18 protein-coding genes are annotated in these 16,453 nt (G+C 72.8%); 10 read left to right on the top strand and 8 right to left on the bottom strand.

Annotated elements, in window-relative coordinates; translation table 11 throughout:
- Positions 1-135 precede the first annotated feature (135 nt).
- Both ACA511_RS18410 and ACA511_RS18415 read left to right on the top strand, forming a co-directional pair.
- A complete protein-coding gene (locus ACA511_RS18410; protein WP_375025620.1) occupies positions 136-723 on the top strand; it encodes a SigE family RNA polymerase sigma factor in 588 nt (195 codons plus the stop codon).
- Positions 720-1,406 (top strand): hypothetical protein, encoded by a 687-nt coding sequence (locus ACA511_RS18415; protein WP_375025570.1) that lies wholly within the window; start codon positions 720-722, stop codon positions 1,404-1,406. Before ACA511_RS18410 ends, ACA511_RS18415 begins: the two co-directional genes overlap by 4 nt.
- A gap of 22 nt (positions 1,407-1,428) precedes the next feature.
- Here ACA511_RS18415 and ACA511_RS18420 read toward each other — a convergent pair whose 3' ends face one another.
- The 3 genes from ACA511_RS18420 to hrcA form a co-directional block, all read right to left on the bottom strand.
- A complete protein-coding gene (locus ACA511_RS18420; protein WP_375025571.1) occupies positions 1,429-2,160 on the bottom strand; it encodes a 16S rRNA (uracil(1498)-N(3))-methyltransferase in 732 nt (243 codons plus the stop codon).
- A gap of 116 nt (positions 2,161-2,276) precedes the next feature.
- Positions 2,277-3,413 carry a molecular chaperone DnaJ gene (gene dnaJ / locus ACA511_RS18425; RefSeq protein ID WP_375025621.1) on the bottom strand — a complete coding sequence of 379 codons (1,137 nt, stop codon included), beginning with the start codon at positions 3,411-3,413 and terminating at the stop codon, positions 2,277-2,279.
- Between the two features lie 2 nt (positions 3,414-3,415).
- The gene (hrcA, locus tag ACA511_RS18430; RefSeq protein ID WP_375025572.1) at positions 3,416-4,429 is read right to left on the bottom strand and encodes a heat-inducible transcriptional repressor HrcA; all 1,014 of its coding nucleotides are present in this window, start codon (positions 4,427-4,429) and stop codon (positions 3,416-3,418) included.
- Positions 4,430-4,631: 202 nt separating this feature from the next.
- Between hrcA and ACA511_RS18435 the strand changes: the two genes are divergently transcribed.
- Positions 4,632-5,447 (top strand): DUF3097 domain-containing protein, encoded by an 816-nt coding sequence (locus ACA511_RS18435; protein ID WP_375025573.1) that lies wholly within the window; start codon positions 4,632-4,634, stop codon positions 5,445-5,447.
- Here ACA511_RS18435 and hemW read toward each other — a convergent pair.
- Both hemW and ACA511_RS18445 read right to left on the bottom strand, forming a co-directional pair.
- Entirely contained in the window at positions 5,444-6,652 is a 1,209-nt protein-coding gene (gene hemW, locus ACA511_RS18440) for a radical SAM family heme chaperone HemW (protein ID WP_375025574.1), read from the bottom strand. The two genes, ACA511_RS18435 and hemW, sit on opposite strands and share 4 nt — an antisense overlap.
- A 30-nt stretch (positions 6,653-6,682) precedes the next feature.
- Positions 6,683-7,123, bottom strand: coding sequence for a hypothetical protein (locus tag ACA511_RS18445; RefSeq protein WP_375025575.1), 441 nt, complete (start codon positions 7,121-7,123; stop codon positions 6,683-6,685).
- Positions 7,124-7,283: 160 nt separating this feature from the next.
- Here ACA511_RS18445 and ACA511_RS18450 point away from each other — a divergent pair, with 160 nt between their 5' ends.
- The 3 genes from ACA511_RS18450 (at position 7,284) to ACA511_RS18460 (ending at position 10,403) form a co-directional block, all read left to right on the top strand.
- Positions 7,284-8,207 carry a hypothetical protein gene (locus ACA511_RS18450; RefSeq protein ID WP_375025576.1) on the top strand — a complete coding sequence of 308 codons (924 nt, stop codon included), beginning with the start codon at positions 7,284-7,286 and terminating at the stop codon, positions 8,205-8,207.
- Between the two features lie 95 nt (positions 8,208-8,302).
- On the top strand, positions 8,303-9,715 hold the full coding sequence (locus tag ACA511_RS18455) for a hypothetical protein (protein WP_375025577.1): 1,413 nt from the start codon (positions 8,303-8,305) through the stop codon (positions 9,713-9,715).
- 154 nt (positions 9,716-9,869) lie between these two features.
- Positions 9,870-10,403 carry a DUF4870 domain-containing protein gene (locus ACA511_RS18460; protein ID WP_375025578.1) on the top strand — a complete coding sequence of 178 codons (534 nt, stop codon included), beginning with the start codon at positions 9,870-9,872 and terminating at the stop codon, positions 10,401-10,403.
- A 25-nt stretch (positions 10,404-10,428) separates the two neighbouring features.
- Here the strand turns inward: ACA511_RS18460 and lepA are convergent, their stop codons facing one another.
- Entirely contained in the window at positions 10,429-12,303 is a 1,875-nt protein-coding gene (gene lepA / locus ACA511_RS18465) for a translation elongation factor 4 (protein WP_375025579.1), read from the bottom strand.
- 203 nt (positions 12,304-12,506) lie between these two features.
- Between lepA and rpsT the strand changes: the two genes are divergently transcribed.
- Both rpsT and ACA511_RS18475 read left to right on the top strand, forming a co-directional pair.
- Positions 12,507-12,776 carry a 30S ribosomal protein S20 gene (gene rpsT / locus ACA511_RS18470; protein ID WP_375025580.1) on the top strand — a complete coding sequence of 90 codons (270 nt, stop codon included), beginning with the start codon at positions 12,507-12,509 and terminating at the stop codon, positions 12,774-12,776.
- 58 nt (positions 12,777-12,834) lie between these two features.
- Positions 12,835-13,371 (top strand): RNA 2'-phosphotransferase, encoded by a 537-nt coding sequence (locus ACA511_RS18475; RefSeq protein ID WP_375025622.1) that lies wholly within the window; start codon positions 12,835-12,837, stop codon positions 13,369-13,371.
- Here the strand turns inward: ACA511_RS18475 and ACA511_RS18480 are convergent.
- Positions 13,313-13,840: a hypothetical protein gene (locus tag ACA511_RS18480; RefSeq protein WP_375025581.1), complete on the bottom strand. Its 528-nt coding sequence runs from the start codon at positions 13,838-13,840 to the stop codon at positions 13,313-13,315. The genes ACA511_RS18475 and ACA511_RS18480 overlap by 59 nt on opposite strands.
- 69 nt (positions 13,841-13,909) lie before the next feature.
- Between ACA511_RS18480 and ACA511_RS18485 the strand changes: the two genes are divergently transcribed.
- Both ACA511_RS18485 and ACA511_RS18490 read left to right on the top strand, forming a co-directional pair.
- The gene (locus ACA511_RS18485; RefSeq protein ID WP_375025582.1) at positions 13,910-14,830 is read left to right on the top strand and encodes a LysR substrate-binding domain-containing protein; all 921 of its coding nucleotides are present in this window, start codon (positions 13,910-13,912) and stop codon (positions 14,828-14,830) included.
- On the top strand, positions 14,770-15,186 hold the full coding sequence (locus ACA511_RS18490) for an SRPBCC family protein (RefSeq protein ID WP_375025583.1): 417 nt from the start codon (positions 14,770-14,772) through the stop codon (positions 15,184-15,186). Before ACA511_RS18485 ends, ACA511_RS18490 begins: the two co-directional genes overlap by 61 nt.
- A gap of 228 nt (positions 15,187-15,414) precedes the next feature.
- On the opposite strand, the gene holA is transcribed toward ACA511_RS18490, so the two are convergent.
- The gene (holA, locus tag ACA511_RS18495) at positions 15,415-16,368 is read right to left on the bottom strand and encodes a DNA polymerase III subunit delta (protein ID WP_375025584.1); all 954 of its coding nucleotides are present in this window, start codon (positions 16,366-16,368) and stop codon (positions 15,415-15,417) included.
- Positions 16,369-16,453: the final 85 nt, after the last annotated feature.

Here is a 16,453-nt window from a genome sequence, read left to right on the forward strand (position 1 = left end):
CCCCCGGTTCGCAAGGCGTTGCGGCATGTTCGGCGCCGGGCGGGAAGCCCGATGGCGCCGTCCCGAGGGCGCCCGTCCGAACGGACGGCCGGGGCCGGCGAAGGCGGCGGACAGGTGACCGAGGCAGACCAGGACATGCCCTTTCGTAAACCGGGCGACGAGGGCGCGCGTCGTACTGACGTGACCGAGACCCTCGTGGCCAGGGGCACGGCGGGGGCGGTGGCCGTCGCCTGGGACGCCGACCAAGCGGTGACCGCGCTCTACAGCGCCAACTACCGCTCGCTCGTACGCCTGGCAGCCATGCTCGTGCGGGACGCCGGGACGGCCGAAGAGGTCGTCCAGGACGCGTTCGTCGCGATGCACGGCGGCTGGCGCCGCCTGCGCGACCCCGACAAGGCCCTGTCGTACCTGCGCCAATCGGTGGTGAACCGGTCGCGATCGGTGCTCCGCCACCGCGCCGTCGTCGAGAAGTACGCCCCGAAGGGCCTGCCGGACGCGCCGAGCGCGGAGGCCGGGGCCATCGGGGAGCTGGAACGCTCGGCGGTCATCGACGCGCTGTCCCGGCTTCCCGCACGCCAGCGGGAGGCACTCGTCCTGCGCTACTACGCCGATCTCTCCGAAGCGGAGATCGCGGGCGCGATGGGCATCTCGCGCGGCGCCGTGAAAAGCCATACGGCGCGCGGAATGACCGCGCTACGCAACGTCCTGGAGCAATTCTCATGACCACCGACCCCCACGACGAGCACGGCGAGATCCTCCGCCGCGCCCTGCACGCGGAGGCGGACTCGGTCAACCCCGCGGGCGACGGGCTGCAGCGCATCCGGGCCCGGGTGGCCGACGGCCACGGCCGCCGGTTCGGTCTCGGACGGTTCGGCCCCGCCCGGTTCGGGTTGGACAGGTTCTCCGTCACCTGGGCGCGGCCCGTCCTCGCCGTGGCCGCCGCCGTGGTGGTCGCCGCGCTCGGCGTGACGGCGCCGCAGACCATCAACCTCATCCAGCAGACGGTCGGCAGCAACGGGCCGTCCGGCGGCGGGCAGAACAACTCCGACGGCGACCGCACCGACGCGCAGGGCAACCCCGTCTTCCCCGCCCCGCCCTCGCCGGGGAGCAGCGCGTCCGGCTCCCCGTCGACGTCCTCGACACCCGGCGCGAGCTCCTCGCCGGGGCTGTCGTCCTGCCGCATCCCGCAGCCGGGCGCGGCCTCCGCCTCCCCCAGCGCGACCGCCACGCCGGCCACCGCGGCCACGCCGTGCCCGAGCGAGACGCCGACGACGACGCCCACCACGCCGCCGGCGACGCCGCCGACCTCGCCGCCGACCTCCGACAAGCCGACCGACACGCCCACGCAGGCGCCGACGAGCGAGCCGGCGAACACGACCGAGCAGGGCGCCGCGACCACGCCCTGACGGCGGACCGCAGCGGGCCGGCCTACCAGCGCCCGGTGGCGGCCAGCAGCACGCTGGCCGCCGCGACCCCCGCCGTCGACGTGCGCAGCACGGTCGGGCCGAGCCTGGCCGGACGCCCACCGGACGCGGCGAACCGCTCCAGCTCCGCCTCCGTGATCCCGCCCTCGGGGCCCACCACGAGCACGATGTCGCCCTCCGCGGGCGGCTCCGCCGCGCTCAGCGGGGCCGCGGCCTCCTCGTGCAGGACCAGGGCCAGCGACGCGGCGGCGATCCGCGCGGCGACGTCCTCGGTGGACGCCAGATCCGGCACCTCGGGCAGCCGGCCGCGCCGCGCCTGCTTGCCCGCCTCCCGCGCGGTCGCGCGCCAGCGTCCGAGGGCCTTGTCGCGGCGCTCCGGACGCCACCGGGTGACGCAGCGGTCCGCCGCCCAGGGGACGATCACGTCCACGCCGACCTCGGTCATCACCTCGACGGCCAGCTCGCCCCGGTCGCCCTTCGGCAGCGCCTGGACGACCACGAGGCGCGGCGACGGCGGCGGCTCCCGGTGCCGGGCCCGCACGTCCAGCGTGAGGGACGCGCGGTCGGCGGCGGTGACGACGCACTCGGCCAGCAGCCCCGCGCCGTCGGTCAGGTCGACGCGCTCGCCGGACCGCAGCCGCCGCACGGCCGCCGCGTGCCGCCCCTCGGGCCCGTCGAGGACGACCGTGTCGCGCTCCAGCGCGTCCGTCGCGGCGAGGAACACCGGCGGGCTCATGCGCGCCCCCGACGGGGCGCGCCGCCCCGGGCCTCCCGGCTCGTTCGGCTCATGTGGGTGCCTCAGTGCTCGGAGTCGCCGCGGCGGCCTTCCCGGTAGGCCGCCGCCGCGGCGCTTCAGTGCTGGTTGAAGACGTCCTTGATGCGGGAGAACACGCCGTTGCGCTGCCCGGGGGCGAACTTGCCGGGCGGCCGCTCCTCCCCGCGCAGGACGGCGAGGCGGCGGAGCAGGTCCTCCTGCTCCTCGTCGAGCCGGTTCGGCGTCTCCACGTTCACGTGGATCATCAGGTCACCGCGGCCGCTCTCGTTGAGGTGCCGGACGCCCCGGTTGTAGAGCGTGATGACCTGCCCGGACTGCGTGCCGGGCTTGATGTCGACGCTCTCGGCCGCGTCCAGCGTCTCGATGGTGACGCTGGTGCCGAGCGCGGCGGCGGTCATCGGGATCTCGACCGTGCAGTGCAGGTCGTCGCCCTCCCGCTCGAAGATCGGGTGGGGCTTCTCGACGATCTCCAGGAACAGGTCGCCGGGCGGGCCGCCGCCGGGGCCGACCTCTCCCTCGCCGGCGAGCTGGATGTGGATGCCGTTCTCCACCCCGGCCGGGATCTTGACCTTGACGGTGCGCCGGGTGCGGACCCGGCCGTCGCCGGAGCACTCGGCGCACGGGTTGCGGATCACCGATCCGAACCCGCCGCACGCCGGGCACGGCCGGGCCGTCATGACCTGGCCGAGGAACGAGCGCTGCACCTGCTGCACCTCGCCGCGCCCGTGGCACGTCTCGCACGTGTCCGGGTGGGTGCCGGGCGCGCAGCCCGACCCCTCGCAGGCGGCGCAGGCGACCGCGGTGTCGATGGACAGCTCGCGGGTCGTGCCGAACGCGGTCTCGCCGAGGTCGAGCTCGACCCGCAGCGTCGCGTTCCGGCCGCGCCGCGCCCGCGACCGCGGGCCGCGCGTGGTCGCCGTCCCGAAGAAGGCGTCCATGATGTCGCTGAACGGGAACCCGGCGCCGCCGAACCCGCCGGCGCCCGCCCCGGCCCCGGACGCGAACGGGTCCGCGCCGAGGTCGTACATCTCGCGCTTCTTGGGGTCGGAGAGCACCTCGTACGCCTGGGTGATCTCCTTGAACTTCTCCTGGGTCTCCGGATCCGGGTTGACGTCCGGGTGAAGCTCCCGGGCGAGCCGGCGGTAGGCCTTCTTCACCTCGTCGGCGCTGGCGTCGCGCCGGACGCCCAGGGTCGCGTAGTAGTCGTTCGCCACTTTCACGACCCCGCCAGGATCTGTCCCACGTAGCGTGCCACTGCCCGTACCGCTCCCATCGTGCTGGGGTAATCCATGCGTGTAGGCCCGAGGACTCCGAGCCTGGCCAAGGTGAGGTCGCCGACCCCGTAGTCCGCGGCGACGACCGAGGTCGACCGGAGCCCCAGATCGGGGTTCTCCGTGCCGATCCGCACCGTAACTGTAGAGGAGTCTCCGGTCTCGCCGAGCAGCCGCATGAGGACGACCTGTTCCTCAAGGGCCACCAGCACCTCCCGCAGGCTCTGCGAGAAGTCCACGGCGGCGAGGTTGGCCGCGCCGGCGAAAACGATCTTCTCCTCGTGTTTCTCGACGAGCGTCTCCAGCAGGACGGACAGCACCGCCGCCGCGACCGGCCGCTCGTCCGGCCCCACCTTCTCGGGGAGGTCGGCGACGGCGGTCGGCACGTCGCCGAGGCCGAGCCCGTCCAGGCATGTGTTGAGCAACGCCCGCAGGTGCCCGATCGATTCCTCGGAGATGCTGGCGGGCGTCTCGATGACCCGCTGCTCCACCCGCCCGGTGTCGGTGATCAGGACCAGCAGCAGCCGCCCCTCGGCCACCGGGACCAGCTCGACGTGCCGCACCGACGAGCGGGTCAGCGACGGGTACTGCACGACGGCGACCTGCCGGGTGAGCTGCGCGAGCAGCCGCACCGTGCGGCCGACGACGTCGTCGAGGTCGTAGGCGCCGGACAGGAACGTCTCGATCGCGCGCCGCTCGGCCACCGACAGCGGCTTGATCGTGGACAGCCGGTCGACGAACAGCCGGTAGCCCTTGTCGGTGGGGACGCGCCCGGCGCTGGTGTGCGGCTGGGCGATGTAGCCCTGCTCCTCCAGCACCGCCATGTCGTTGCGGATGGTGGCCGGCGACACCCCGAGGTTGTGCCGGTCCGCCAGGGCCTTGGACCCCACCGGCTCGTTGGTGGAGACGAAGTCCTCGACGATGGCGCGCAGGACCGCGAGTTTCCGGTCGTCCAGCACGGCGTCACCTCCTTCCGGCCGGTCCGTGCCGCTGGCACTCCGTACTCTGGAGTGCCAATTGTACGGCCCCGGGCCCCCCGGTCGGAGTGCCCGCCCGTCACCCGCACGGCGGCGCGATCCTATCCGTATCGGACGCGGACGCCACGCCGAGGGACGAGGGGCGATGCCGCGCGGCCGTCCGGCCGGGTTAATGTGCGGACCCGTGAGCAGTAAGGACTACGGAAACGACGTGCTCGCCGGCGACTGGCGCAGGCCCCGCAAAGGGCAGATCCCCGAGGTTCCGGCCGAACCCGGGCTGGTGGCGGAGGATCCCGACAGCGGATTCTGCGGCGCCGTGGTCGGCTGCGACAAGTCCGGCGTCACCCTGGAGGACCGGTTCGGCAAGCGGCGCGTGTTCCCGCTCACCAGATCCGGCTTCCTGATCGACGGCAGGCCGGTGACGCTGGTCAGGCCGAGCGCCGCACCGCGGGGGGCGGCGCGTTCGGCGTCCGGCTCCATCGCCGTCCAGGGGCTGCGGGCCCAGGTCGCCAAGGAGAGCCGCATCTACGTGGAGGGCGTCCACGACGCCGAGCTCGTCGAGAAGATCTGGGGCCACGACCTGCGCGTCGAGGGCGTCGTCGTGGAGTACCTCGAAGGCGTCGACGACCTGCCCGCCATCGTCGAGGAGTTCGGCCCGGACGAGGACCGCCGCCTCGGCGTCCTCGTCGACCACCTGGTGGAGGGCTCCAAGGAGTCCCGGATCGCCGCGCGGGTCTCGTCCCCGCACGTCCTCATCACCGGGCACCCGTTCATCGACATCTGGGAGGCGGTCAAGCCGGCCGCCGTCGGCATCCGCGCCTGGCCCCGCATCCCGCGCGGCGTCCCGTGGAAGGACGGCATCGTCGCCGAACTCGGCTGGGGCGGCAACACCGGCGCCGCGTGGAAGCGGATCCTGAACTCGGTCGACTCCTACACCGACCTGGAGCCCGCCCTCCTGGGCCGCGTAGAGGAACTCATCGATTTCGTCACGGCGCCCTAGGTCAGGTCGCGGGTCAGGGCGTCGGCCAGGAGGCGGCCCCGGAGGGTCGGGACGGCTCTGCCCTGCTCGTAGGCGGCCCGTTCCAGGAGGCCCTCGTCGATCGCTCTGCGGACGGCCTTGTCGTCCAAGAGGCTCGTCGGGCAGCCCTGGGCCAGGCGTAGTTCGAGCATGACGCGCTCGATGCGGCGGTCGTCGTCGGCGAGGACCTCCCTGGCGTGGGCGGGCGTGGTGCCCTCCGCCAGGCGGGAGGCGTAGGCGGCGGGATGCTTGACGTTCCACCAGCGGGTCCCGCCGATGTGGCTGTGCGCGCCGGGGCCGACGCCCCACCAGTCGGCGCCCGTCCAATACAGCATGTTGTGGCGGCAGGCGGCGGAGGGGTCGGCGGCCCAGTTGGAGATCTCGTACCAGCGCAGGCCGTGGGCGCCGAGCATCTCGTCGGCGATGAGGTAGCGGTCGGCCATGGCGTCGTCGTCCGGGGGCGTGAGTTCGCCGCGTCTCACCTGGGCGGCCAGGCGGGTGCCCTCCTCGACGATGAGCGCATAGGCCGACACGTGGTCCGGCTCCGACGCGAGGGCCGCCTCCAGGGAGGCCCTCCAGTCGTCGTCGGTCTCGCCCGGTGTGCCGTAGATGAGGTCGAGGTTGATGTGCTCGAAGCCCGCCTTACGCGTCCACTCGACGACCTGCGGGACGCGCCCGGGGGTGTGCGTCCGCTCCAGGACGGCCAGGACGTGCTCGCGCGCGCTCTGCATGCCGTACGAGATCCGGGTGAATCCGGCCTCACGGAGCTCGGCCACGTACGCCTCGTCCACCGACTCGGGGTTCGCCTCCGTCGTGACCTCGGCGTTCTTGGCGAGCCCGAACTCGGCGTCGATGGCGTCCAGCACACGGCCCAGGTCGCCGGGCGGAAGGAGGGTCGGCGTGCCGCCGCCCACGAAGACCGTCTCGACGGGGAGGTCCGCGTCCCCGAGGACGCGCCGCGCCATCCGCACCTCGCGGACGGCGGTGTCGGCGTAGGAGTCGCGGCTCGCGCCAGGGCCCAGTTCCGTCGCCGTGTAGGTGTTGAAGTCGCAGTAGCCGCACCGCGTCACGCAGAACGGCACATGGACGTAGAAGGCGAAGGGGCGGTCTCCGAGGCCGTGCAGGGCGCTGCCGGGCAGCGCTCCGTCGGCCGGTACGGGATCACCGTCGGGAAGCGTGGATGGCACCCCTCAAGTCTGCCTCCCGCGCCCGGCTGCTCAGACCTCGTCGAGCTTCGCGCGGAGCCAGTCCGGGATGTGGGCCTCCGTGCGGGGGAAGCGGTCGAGGTCCAGGGCGTAGGCGGACGGGGTGAGGGGCGGGGTGAAGTCCGGCTCGCCGTCGTAGTCGAACTCGGCGCTGAACCGTCCCGAGCGCTCGATCTGCAGGCGCGCGGTGAACCAGGCGCCCTTGCCGCTCCGGTACATGACGCGGCGCAGCTCGTCCATCCTGCCGATGGCCTGCCCCGGGGGGATGGCGGTGCGGCGGCCGCCGCCCGCGTCCTCGACCTCGAAGGAGGCGCTGTCGATGCCGACGGTCGCGCGGAACTCGAAGTCGAGCCGTTCCCAGCCGTCCGGGGCCGCGGAGCGCAGCGCGCGGACGGCGCCGTTCACCGTTTCCCGCTCCTTCGCGGAACGCAGAACCTGCTCGGGGTGGGTCACGCTACCTCCGGGAGGTCGGGTCCGGACCGTCTGGCCGCTGCTCCGACCGTACCGACATACGCGCCCAGGTCGAGCAACCGCCGCCGTGTCGTGGCGAAACCACCCGCCGGGCGGCCGGAATGGAGCGTGCCGACCCTCTTGGGTGGATAGTGTCGTCGGGATGGTGGACGAGGGTGCGACCGAGCGGGGACGCGCGCCGGCGCGGGTGCTGCTGCTGGGCGAGCCGGACGGCTGGCACTGCGTGGTGGTCGACGGCGCGGGCGGCGAGCGGCGCAGCGACTTCGCCGGCGCCGGGACGCGCTGGTCGACGGGCGGGCGCGCCGATCCCGAGCCGCCGTGGTGGCGGCGCAGGCTCGCCGAGACCGCCGAGGGGCTGCGGGAGTCGGTCGCCGAGCGGCTCACCGACGCGACGTTCCGGGCCCTCGGCGTCGAGGCCGTGATCACCTGGTTCGCGGTGGACGAGCCGCTCGCGTGGGAGGGGCTCGTCACGCTCCGGGAGGCCGATCCGGCGCGGTTCCCCGGCCGGGTCGCGCCGTTCGTGATCACGCTGGAGCCGGGCCGCGGGGCGCTGCTGCCCGACGCGAACCTGCTGTTCAGCACGTACGCCCCCGACGCGTGGACGACGCTCGCCGCGATCGCCGAGCGCTGCGGCACCGCCGCGCCGAAGGCGTCGCTGCTGTGCGGCTGGGCCGACCACCGCAGCGTCCGGGTCGGCCGCGGGACGCTGGCCCTGTCCACGGACCGCGGCGAGGACGGCGTGGAGCGGCTCGCCGAGATCTGCGGGACGCGGTCGCCCGGCTGGAGCGGCAACCCGGAGATGCGGTTCCGGCTGGACGGCGTCGACCTGCTCGACGAGCCCGCCGGCGACGTGGTCGCGCTGCTGCGGGAGCTCGGGCACGAGATCGTCCGGCGGGGCCGGACGGTCCGGCTGGCCGCGTCCGGGCTCACCCTCCACGGGCCCGACCGGCCGGGCGAGGCGGAGCGGTTCACGGCCGTGTCGCTGCAGCGGCCGGCCGCGCTCGCGCCGCTCCGGGCCGCCGTGCCGCTCCTCCGGCCGCGCCTGAGCGCCACCGAGGGCTGCTGAGCGCCGCTGAGGCCGCTGGAACCTCACCAAGCCGACACCCGCGGGCGACCGCGCCGTCACCGGAACGCGACCCTGCCGCCCTAGTTTCCCTGATCATGAGAAGCCGTGCGCGTCATGCCGTGCTCGCCGTGACCGGCGCCGCCCTCGCCGGCGCTCCCCTCACCCTCGTCTCCCCGCCCGCCCAGGCCGCCTCCCCCGCCTCCTCCGCCGCCCGCACGATCACCGTCCAGCGCGGCGGGCCCGCCAGGTCGCTGTCGTTCACCGCCCGGCACGCCGGGGAGGCCGTGATCTCCTTCGCCGCGTCCGCCCCGGGCGTCTCGTGGGCGCGCGAGGGCGCCGAGTCCGCCGTGGTGTCGATCACGGTGGACGGACGCCATGCGACCGACCTCGTCGTCCCCTCGTCCGCCCCGATCCCGCGCAGCCTCGGCCTCGGACATGTCGGGAAGGGCCGCCACAAGGTGACGCTGCGCTTCGCGAAGGGCAGCGCGCCCGCGGCGCGCCGCGTCACCCTCCGCGGCGCCGGAGTCCGGATGTCGGACGCGCTCGCGCTCCGCCACGCGCCGGTCGTCGTCGGCCGGACGGGCTGGCCCTTCGGCGACCCCTACCAGAACGCCGCCACCGACACCCCGCTGATCGCCTGGCACGAGACGCGGGCCGCCGCCGCGCCGGGGCACCGCGTCATCGAGTACTCGGTGGTGTGGAGCAACGAGGACGGCGGCACCGACACGCCCGCGCTCATGGCCCGCTGGGGCCGGACGACCGACATCGAGTGGGTGTACCGGGTCGAGGTGGACGCGTCCGGGAACCGGGTGGACGGCACCGCCGTCTACCAGGCGCCCATGCACCTGACGCTGAAGTTCACCGGCCGCTACGAGGGCGACCACCCCGTGCTCCAGACCTGCACGTCGAACAACAACATGTGCGACGTGATCTCGCCGGAGCCGCCGCTGCGCTTCCTCCCCGACGCGTCCGGGACCCGCCCCGTCGGACGCGCCCGCGAGGTCGTCATGGACCGCGAGCCGTGGACGTACCAGATCGCGGCGCAGGAGATGGTCCGCGAAGGCAAGATCGAGAGCCCGTCGGACCCGGCGACGCGGGAGGTCGGCGACCAGCGCGCGTACCTGTTCGCCGAGTTCGCCAAGGCGACGGGCGCGGCGACCGGGACCGGGGCGGTGCCGGGCGTGGCGCTCGGGGTGCGGCTGAAGTCCGACGCGTCCCGGCTGTACCGGTCCGACCACGACGAGCCGACCTGGGCGATCGACCGCGACGGCGCCGTCGCCACCACCGTCGAACTGCCGGAGGGGACGCGGGTCTCCGACATCGCGAGCATCGAGGCGGTCCGCCGCCCGACCGGGTTCGGCGACAACGGCGCGCCCGCCACGGTCACGTCCGTCAACCGGGGGTTCTTCCTGGACGGGTCGTACCTGCCGCAGCCGTCGTCCATCGCGTGGACGGGCTCGGTCACGCTCACGCAGGCGAACCCGTCCGCCGTCGTCTGGCGTCCCTGACGGTGATACGGGCCGGGTCCGTGGCGAGAAACGGCCACGGGCCCGGCGGTCAGGGGGAACCCGTCCGAACTTCCGGCGCGTCCAAAGAGTCATACACTTCGCGCAATAGCTCGCATAGCGAACGCGCAGCGAACTAATGGAGAGGACGTCCGCCATGGCCTACGGGCCTCCCCCGTCGCCCGGCCAAGGACAGCAGCCCGGTCACGGCTGGCAGCAGCCGCAGCAGCCCCCCTGGCAGCAGCCCGGAAACGCCTGGCAGCAACCCCAGCAGCCGCAACAGGCTCAGCCGCAGCCCGGCGCGGCCTGGCAGCAGCCCCAGCCGGGCGGAGGCACCGCCCAGATGCCCGGTCACTACGGGCCCGTCAGCGACGACGACAAGACGTGGTCGCTCATGGCGTACGTGGGCCAGTTCCTCGTCGGCGCGATCGCCCCGGCCATCGTCTACTTCGGCAAGGCCGGTTCGCCGTTCGTCCGGCGGCACGCCGCGCAGGGCCTCAACATGGGCATCGCCGCCATCGCCGTGTGGTTCGTCTTCGGCCTGCTGTCGCTCGCCGTCGACGTCCTCATCTGGGTGCCGCTGCTGTTCACGGCCGCCGTGATGTTCTTCCTCGTCTACGCGGGCCGGGCCGCCAACCGCGGCGAGTTCCGCCGCGTCCCGGCCGCGGTGGCGTGGCCCATCCTGAAGTAGGCCCGGGCCCCGCCGGCGCGGGGCCCTACTTCTTGCTCTTGTCGGCGTCGCCGCCGCTGGTGGAGAGGGCGGCGACGAAGGCCTCCTGCGGGACGTCCACCCGCCCGATGGTCTTCATCCGCTTCTTGCCCTCCTTCTGCTTCTCCAGCAGCTTGCGCTTACGGGAGATGTCGCCGCCGTAGCACTTGGCGAGGACGTCCTTGCGGATGGCGCGGATGTTCTCGCGGGCGATGATCCGGGCGCCGATCGCCGCCTGGATGGGCACCTCGTACTGCTGCCTGGGGATGAGCTCCTTCAGCTTGGCCGTCATCATCAGCCCGTACTCGCGCGACTTCTCCTTGTGCACGATCTGGCTGAACGCGTCCACCGACTCGCCCTGCAGCAGGATGTCGACCTTCACGAGGTCGGACTCCTGCTCGCCGCTGGGCTCGTAGTCGAGCGAGGCGTACCCGCGGGTCTTCGACTTCAGCTGGTCGAAGAAGTCGAAGATGATCTCGGCGAGCGGCAGCGTGTAGCGGATCTCGATGCGGTCCTCGGAGAGGTAGTCCATGCCGAGCAGCACGCCGCGGCGGCCCTGGCACAGCTCCATGATCGCGCCGATGTGCTCGGACGGGGACAGCAGCGTCGCCCGCACCACCGGCTCGTACACCGTGCCGATCTTGCCCTCGGGGAACTCGCTGGGGTTGGTGACGGTGTGCTCCGACCCGTCCTCCATCACCACGCGGTAGACGACGTTCGGCGCGGTGGAGATCAGCGACAGGCCGAACTCGCGCTCCAGCCGCTCACGGACGATCTCCATGTGCAGCAGGCCGAGGAAGCCGCAGCGGAACCCGAACCCGAGCGCCGCCGACGTCTCCGGCTCGTAGACGAGCGCGGCGTCGTTCAGCCGCAGCTTGTCGAGCGCGTCCCGCAGTTCCGGGTACTGGTCGCCGTCCACCGGGTAGAGCCCGGAGAACACCATCGGCTTCGGGTCGCGGTAGCCGCCGAGCGCCTCGGGGGCCTGCCGCGACGCGCCGGTCACCGTGTCGCCGACCCGCGCCTGCCGGACGTCCTTCACACCGGTGATCAGGTACCCGACCTCGCCGACGCCGAGGCCCTGCACGGGCTTCGGCTCCGGGGAGATCACGCCGACCTCCAGGGTCTCGTGCGCGGACCCGGTCGACATCATCAGGCTCTTCTCGCGGCGCGACAGGCGGCCGTCGATGATCCGGACGTAGGTGACGACGCCGCGGTAGGTGTCGTACACCGAGTCGAAGATCAGCGCGCGGGCGGGGCCGTCCGGGTCGCCGACCGGCGCCGGCACCTCGTCGACGATCTTGTCGAGCAGCTCGCGGACGCCCTCGCCGGTCTTGCCGGACACGCGCAGCACGTCCGAGGCGTCGCAGCCGATGATCCCGGCCAGCTCCTCGGCGTACTTGTCCGGCTGCGCCGCCGGGAGGTCGATCTTGTTCAGCACCGGGATGAGGTGCAGGTCGGCCTCGAGCGCCAGGTACAGGTTCGCGAGCGTCTGCGCCTCGATGCCCTGCGCCGCGTCCACCAGCAGGACCGCGCCCTCGCACGCCGCCAGCGACCGCGACACCTCGTAGGAGAAGTCGACGTGCCCGGGGGTGTCGATCAGGTTGAGGACGTGGTCGACGCCGCGGGACGTCCACGGCAGCCGGACGGCCTGGCTCTTGATCGTGATGCCGCGCTCGCGCTCGATGTCCATGCGGTCGAGGTACTGGGCGCGCATCTGGCGCCCCTCGACCACACCCGTCAGCTGCAGCATCCGGTCCGCGAGGGTCGACTTGCCATGGTCGATGTGCGCGATGATGCAGAAGTTGCGGATGATCGCGGGATCGGTCGTGTCGGGCTGAGGCGCTGGCACCGGGGTCCGTTCGCAAAACTCGCTGGTGGGCATGGATATGTGCTTCCATAGTCCCATGCCGTGCGCGATGCTCCGTGCACGGCCCGGTTTGGGGCAGGCCCCGGTCATTGGTAGGCTGTGCGACTGCGTGTGGCGTAGCGTCGTGCCCCGGGGGCACCGTCCCGCCCCCGTTCAGACATCTGTTAGAGCCTGCCGGCGAGCAGGCGAGGATCGCTACCAAGCTGAGGCACTACGACGTGGCTAACATCAAGTCCCAGATCAAGCGCAACAAGCAGAACGAGAAGGCCCGGCTGCGCAACAAGGCCGTCAAGTCCGAGCTGAAGACGGCGATCCGCAAGTTCCGCGAAGCCGCCGACGCCGGAAATCTCGACGAGGCCGTCTCCGCGCAGCGCACCGCCGCCCGCAAGCTGGACAAGGCGGCCAGCAAGGGCGTCATCCACAAGAACCAGGCCGCCAACCGCAAGTCGGCGATCGCCAAGCGCGCCGCCGACCTGCAGGCGAAGTAGGCGCCGCACGCCCGGGGCCGGCCGCTGCGCGCGCCGGCCCCGACGCATGTCCATGACCATGGACCAGCGCCGCGTGGTGAAGATCTCCAAGTATCTCGCCAAGCATCTGCGGCACCGACCCGAGCGGATCGGCCTCACGCTCTCGCCCGAAGGCTGGGCGGACGTCACCGGACTGCTCGACGCCGCCGCGCGGCACGGCTTCGCGTTGACCCGTTCCGAACTGGAACACGTGGTGAACGTCAACGACAAGAAGCGCTACGAACTGGACGGCGACCGGATACGCGCCGTCCAGGGGCATTCGGTCCCGGTCGAGCTGAACCTTCCTCCGGCGTCCCCACCGGAATTCCTCTACCACGGCACCGTGCGCCGTTCCGCGGACGCGATCGCGCGCGACGGGCTGCTGCCGATGGGCCGGCACGCCGTCCATCTCTCCCCCGACCGCGAGACGGCCGCGCGCGTCGGCGCCCGCCGCGGCCGGCCGGTGGTCCTCACGGTCGAGGCCGGGCGGATGGCAGCCGACGGGTACAAGTTCCGGGTCAGCGCCAACGGCGTGTGGCTGGCCGATTCCGTTCCGCCGGAATATCTCCGCGAATGACCTCCGCGGCCGCCCAGTCGGGCAGATGCCGCACCCATTCCGGTCCCTTGTCCGGCCCGAACAGATACCGGTAGGGGACGATGTCGCGAATGGCCCGGTGCACGTCCAGCCGGTCATCGATCATGTGGGTGATGCCGAGTTCGGCGCAGTGCCCCGCCTTCTCCGCCCGCTTCCGGCAGAACCGGACGTTCTCCCTGGGCAGCCCCGTTCTGGTGTAGAAGTCGTGGTGGTCGAGCCATGCCAGCGTCCGTTTCCGTATCCGGTCGCCGCACTTGGAGATGATCCAGGCCCGCCCCCCGAAAGCCTCGATGAGCCCCGGCAGCACCTCGTAGACGCCGTCGGTCGCGGGCGACGCGAGGGCCTCTTCGAAGCCGCCGTCCAGGAACACGGTGTCGCCGTCGCCGGGAGCGAGCAGGCCCCCGTGGATGACCCGGCCGAAATCAACGCCGAGTCGAGGTTCGATGTCCATGTTCCAACTCTCGGGCCCATGGCGCTAGAGCAGAACTATTGATCGGCGTCGTCGCTATAGTTTGCGGCTATGGATCTGAGCCGCCTGTCCACGGACGCGCTCTCCTCGTTCGCCGTCTTCGCCGACCACCTCAACTTCACCCGCGCGGCCGACGAACTCCACGTGTCCCAGCCCGCCCTCCACGTCAAGGTGCGGAAACTCTCCGAGACCCTCGGCCGCCCCCTCTACACCCGCCACGGACGCCGCCTGGTCCTGACGCCCGCGGGCGAACGGGTCGCCCGTTTCGCCCGCGACCTCGACGCCCGCATGACGGCGTTCCTCGCGGAGCTCGACGGGGCCACCGCGTCCCGCGTCCCGGTCCTCGCCGCCGGAGAAGGGGCCTACCTTTACCTCCTCGGCGACGCCGTCCATCCCGGCGTCCGCCTGATCAACGGCGACCGCGGCCGCACTCTCACCGCCGTCCGCACCGGCCGCGCGGACGTCGGCGTCGCCGTCCTGGACGTGCTGCCGGGCGACGTCGAGGCCGAGCTGCTGGCGTCCTACCCCCAGACCCTGGTGATGCCGGACGACCACCCTCTGGCGGCGCGCCCCCACCTCACCCTCGCCGACCTCACCGGCGCCGCGCTGGTCGTCCCGCCGCCGAACGGCCCGCACCGCGTCCTCCTCGAACGCGCGCTGCGCGCCGCGGAGGTCCCCTGGTCCCTCGCGGTCGAGGCCGCGGGCTGGCCGCTCATGCTGCACTTCGCGTCCCTGCGCGTCGGCCTGGCCGTCGTGAACGGCTGCGTGCCGCCGCCGCCCGGCCTGACCGCCCGCGCGATCATCGACCTGCCCGCCGTCCCCTACTACGCTCTGCACCTGCCGGGCCGCGCTGACGACCCCGCGGTCACCGGCCTCCTGACCGCCATCCGCACCGCCGTGAGGAGCACACCGTGCGATTCGAGATCACCGTCGGCATCGACGCCTCCCCCGAGACCATCTGGAACCTCCTGAAGGACGTCGAGCGCTGGCCCGAGATGACGGACTCCATCGACCGCGTCGAACTGCTCGACAAGCCCATCGCCCTCTCCAGCCGGGCCCGCGTCCACCAGCCGAAGATCCCCGCCGCGACCTGGACGGTCACCGAGTTCGAAGAGAACCAGACCTTCACCTGGGAGTCCCGCTCCCCCGGCGTGACCACGACCGGCGCCCACACCATCGTCCCCAACCCGGACGGCACGGCCTCCGCCCACCTCACCCTCACCCAGACCGGCCCCCTGGCCCCCCTCGTCTCCCTCTTCACGGGCCGCCTGACCCGCCGCTACGTGACCATGGAAGCCAACGGCCTGAAGGCCAAGGCCGAGCAGTGAGGCCCCCGGCCGCGTGCGGCCGCACGAGAACCGGAGCGCGACCCCACCAAGATCCGCCCTCACCGCAGACACGGCAGCGCCACAGAACGCGACGGCCGCGAAGGCGCGGTGGCGGCGTAGGCGCGGTGGCGGCGTAGGCGCGGTGGCGGCGTAGGCGCGGTGGCGGCGTAGGCGCGGTGGCGGCGTAGGCGCGGTGGCGGCGTAGGCGCGGTGGCGGCGTAGGCGCGGTCAGCCGCGGGAGGCGACGATCTGGGCGACGGTCTTCTCCAAGGCGTACGCGGGGTCGGCCGCGCCGCCCTTGACCGCCTCGTCGGCCTCGGCGACCGCCGTCAGCGCTCGTGCGACGCCGTCTCCGGACCAGCCCCGCAACTGCCGCTGCACCCGTTCGATCTTCCACGGCGGCATGCCGAGGTCCTTCGCGAGCGCGGCGCCGCGCGCGCCGCGGGGCGCGCCGCCGACCTTCGCCAGCCCCCGCACTCCCTGGGCGAGCGCACTGACGATCAGCACCGGCGCCACGCCCGTTGCGAGCGCCCACCGGAGCTGCTCCAGGGCCTCGGCGAGCTGCCCCTCGATGGCCTTGTCCGCCACCGTGAACCCGCTGACCTCGGCGCGCCCCCGGTAGTACCGGGCGACGGCGGCATCGTCGATCTTCCCGCCGGTGTCCGCGACGAGCTGGCTGCAGGCCGCCGCGAGCTCGCGCAGATCGTTCCCCACCGCGTCGAGCAGCCCGCGTGCGCCGTCCGCCGAGATCTTCCCGCCCGCCCGGCGGATCTCGGCCCGGACGAAATCGATCCGCTCCCCCGCTTTGGTGATCTTCGGGCACGAGATCTTGCGCGGCTTGAGCTTGGCCAGTCCGTCGACCAGCGCCTTCCCCTTGGCCCCGCCGTGGTGGACGGCCACCAGCACCACATCGTCCGCCGGGTTCTTGGCGTACTGCAGCACCTCGGCCGACAGGTCCTTGCCCAGGTCCTGCACCGCCCGGACGACCAGCACCTTCCCGCCGCCGAACAGCGACGGCGACGTCAGTTCCGAGATGCGCCCGGGTTCCAACCCGCCCGGCGCCAGATCGATGACCTCCGCCTCCGGGTCCTCCCCCCGCACGGACGCGACGACCTCCCCGATCGCCCGCTCGACGAGCAGCTCTTCGTCCCCAACGACCAGCACGATGGACTCAACCGACACCCCAGCAGCATCCCACGCCCACACCCCGAGCCGCCCACCCGAAGCCACCCGAGCCCCAAATCCACCCACCCACCCGCCCCGAACC

It is taken from the genome of Actinomadura sp. GTD37 (genome assembly GCF_041951365.1).
Classification (GTDB): domain Bacteria; phylum Actinomycetota; class Actinomycetes; order Streptosporangiales; family Streptosporangiaceae; genus Spirillospora.

Bases quoted from the DNA above. Each gene is read 5' to 3' on its own strand.
- ACA511_RS18460 (WP_375025578.1), top strand. From the start codon at position 9,870: ATGGCCTACGGGCCTCCCCCGTCGCCCGGCCAAGGACAGCAGCCCGGT.
- ACA511_RS18420 (WP_375025571.1), bottom strand. From the start codon at position 2,160: ATGAGCCCGCCGGTGTTCCTCGCCGCGACGGACGCGCTGGAGCGCGAC.
- ACA511_RS18480 (WP_375025581.1), bottom strand. From the start codon at position 13,840: ATGGACATCGAACCTCGACTCGGCGTTGATTTCGGCCGGGTCATCCAC.
- ACA511_RS18415 (WP_375025570.1), top strand. From the start codon at position 720: ATGACCACCGACCCCCACGACGAGCACGGCGAGATCCTCCGCCGCGCC.
- ACA511_RS18485 (WP_375025582.1), top strand. From the start codon at position 13,910: ATGGATCTGAGCCGCCTGTCCACGGACGCGCTCTCCTCGTTCGCCGTC.
- ACA511_RS18410 (WP_375025620.1), top strand. From the start codon at position 136: ATGCCCTTTCGTAAACCGGGCGACGAGGGCGCGCGTCGTACTGACGTG.
- ACA511_RS18475 (WP_375025622.1), top strand. From the start codon at position 12,835: ATGGACCAGCGCCGCGTGGTGAAGATCTCCAAGTATCTCGCCAAGCAT.
- ACA511_RS18450 (WP_375025576.1), top strand. From the start codon at position 7,284: ATGGTGGACGAGGGTGCGACCGAGCGGGGACGCGCGCCGGCGCGGGTG.
- lepA (WP_375025579.1), bottom strand. From the start codon at position 12,303: ATGCCCACCAGCGAGTTTTGCGAACGGACCCCGGTGCCAGCGCCTCAG.
- ACA511_RS18455 (WP_375025577.1), top strand. From the start codon at position 8,303: ATGAGAAGCCGTGCGCGTCATGCCGTGCTCGCCGTGACCGGCGCCGCC.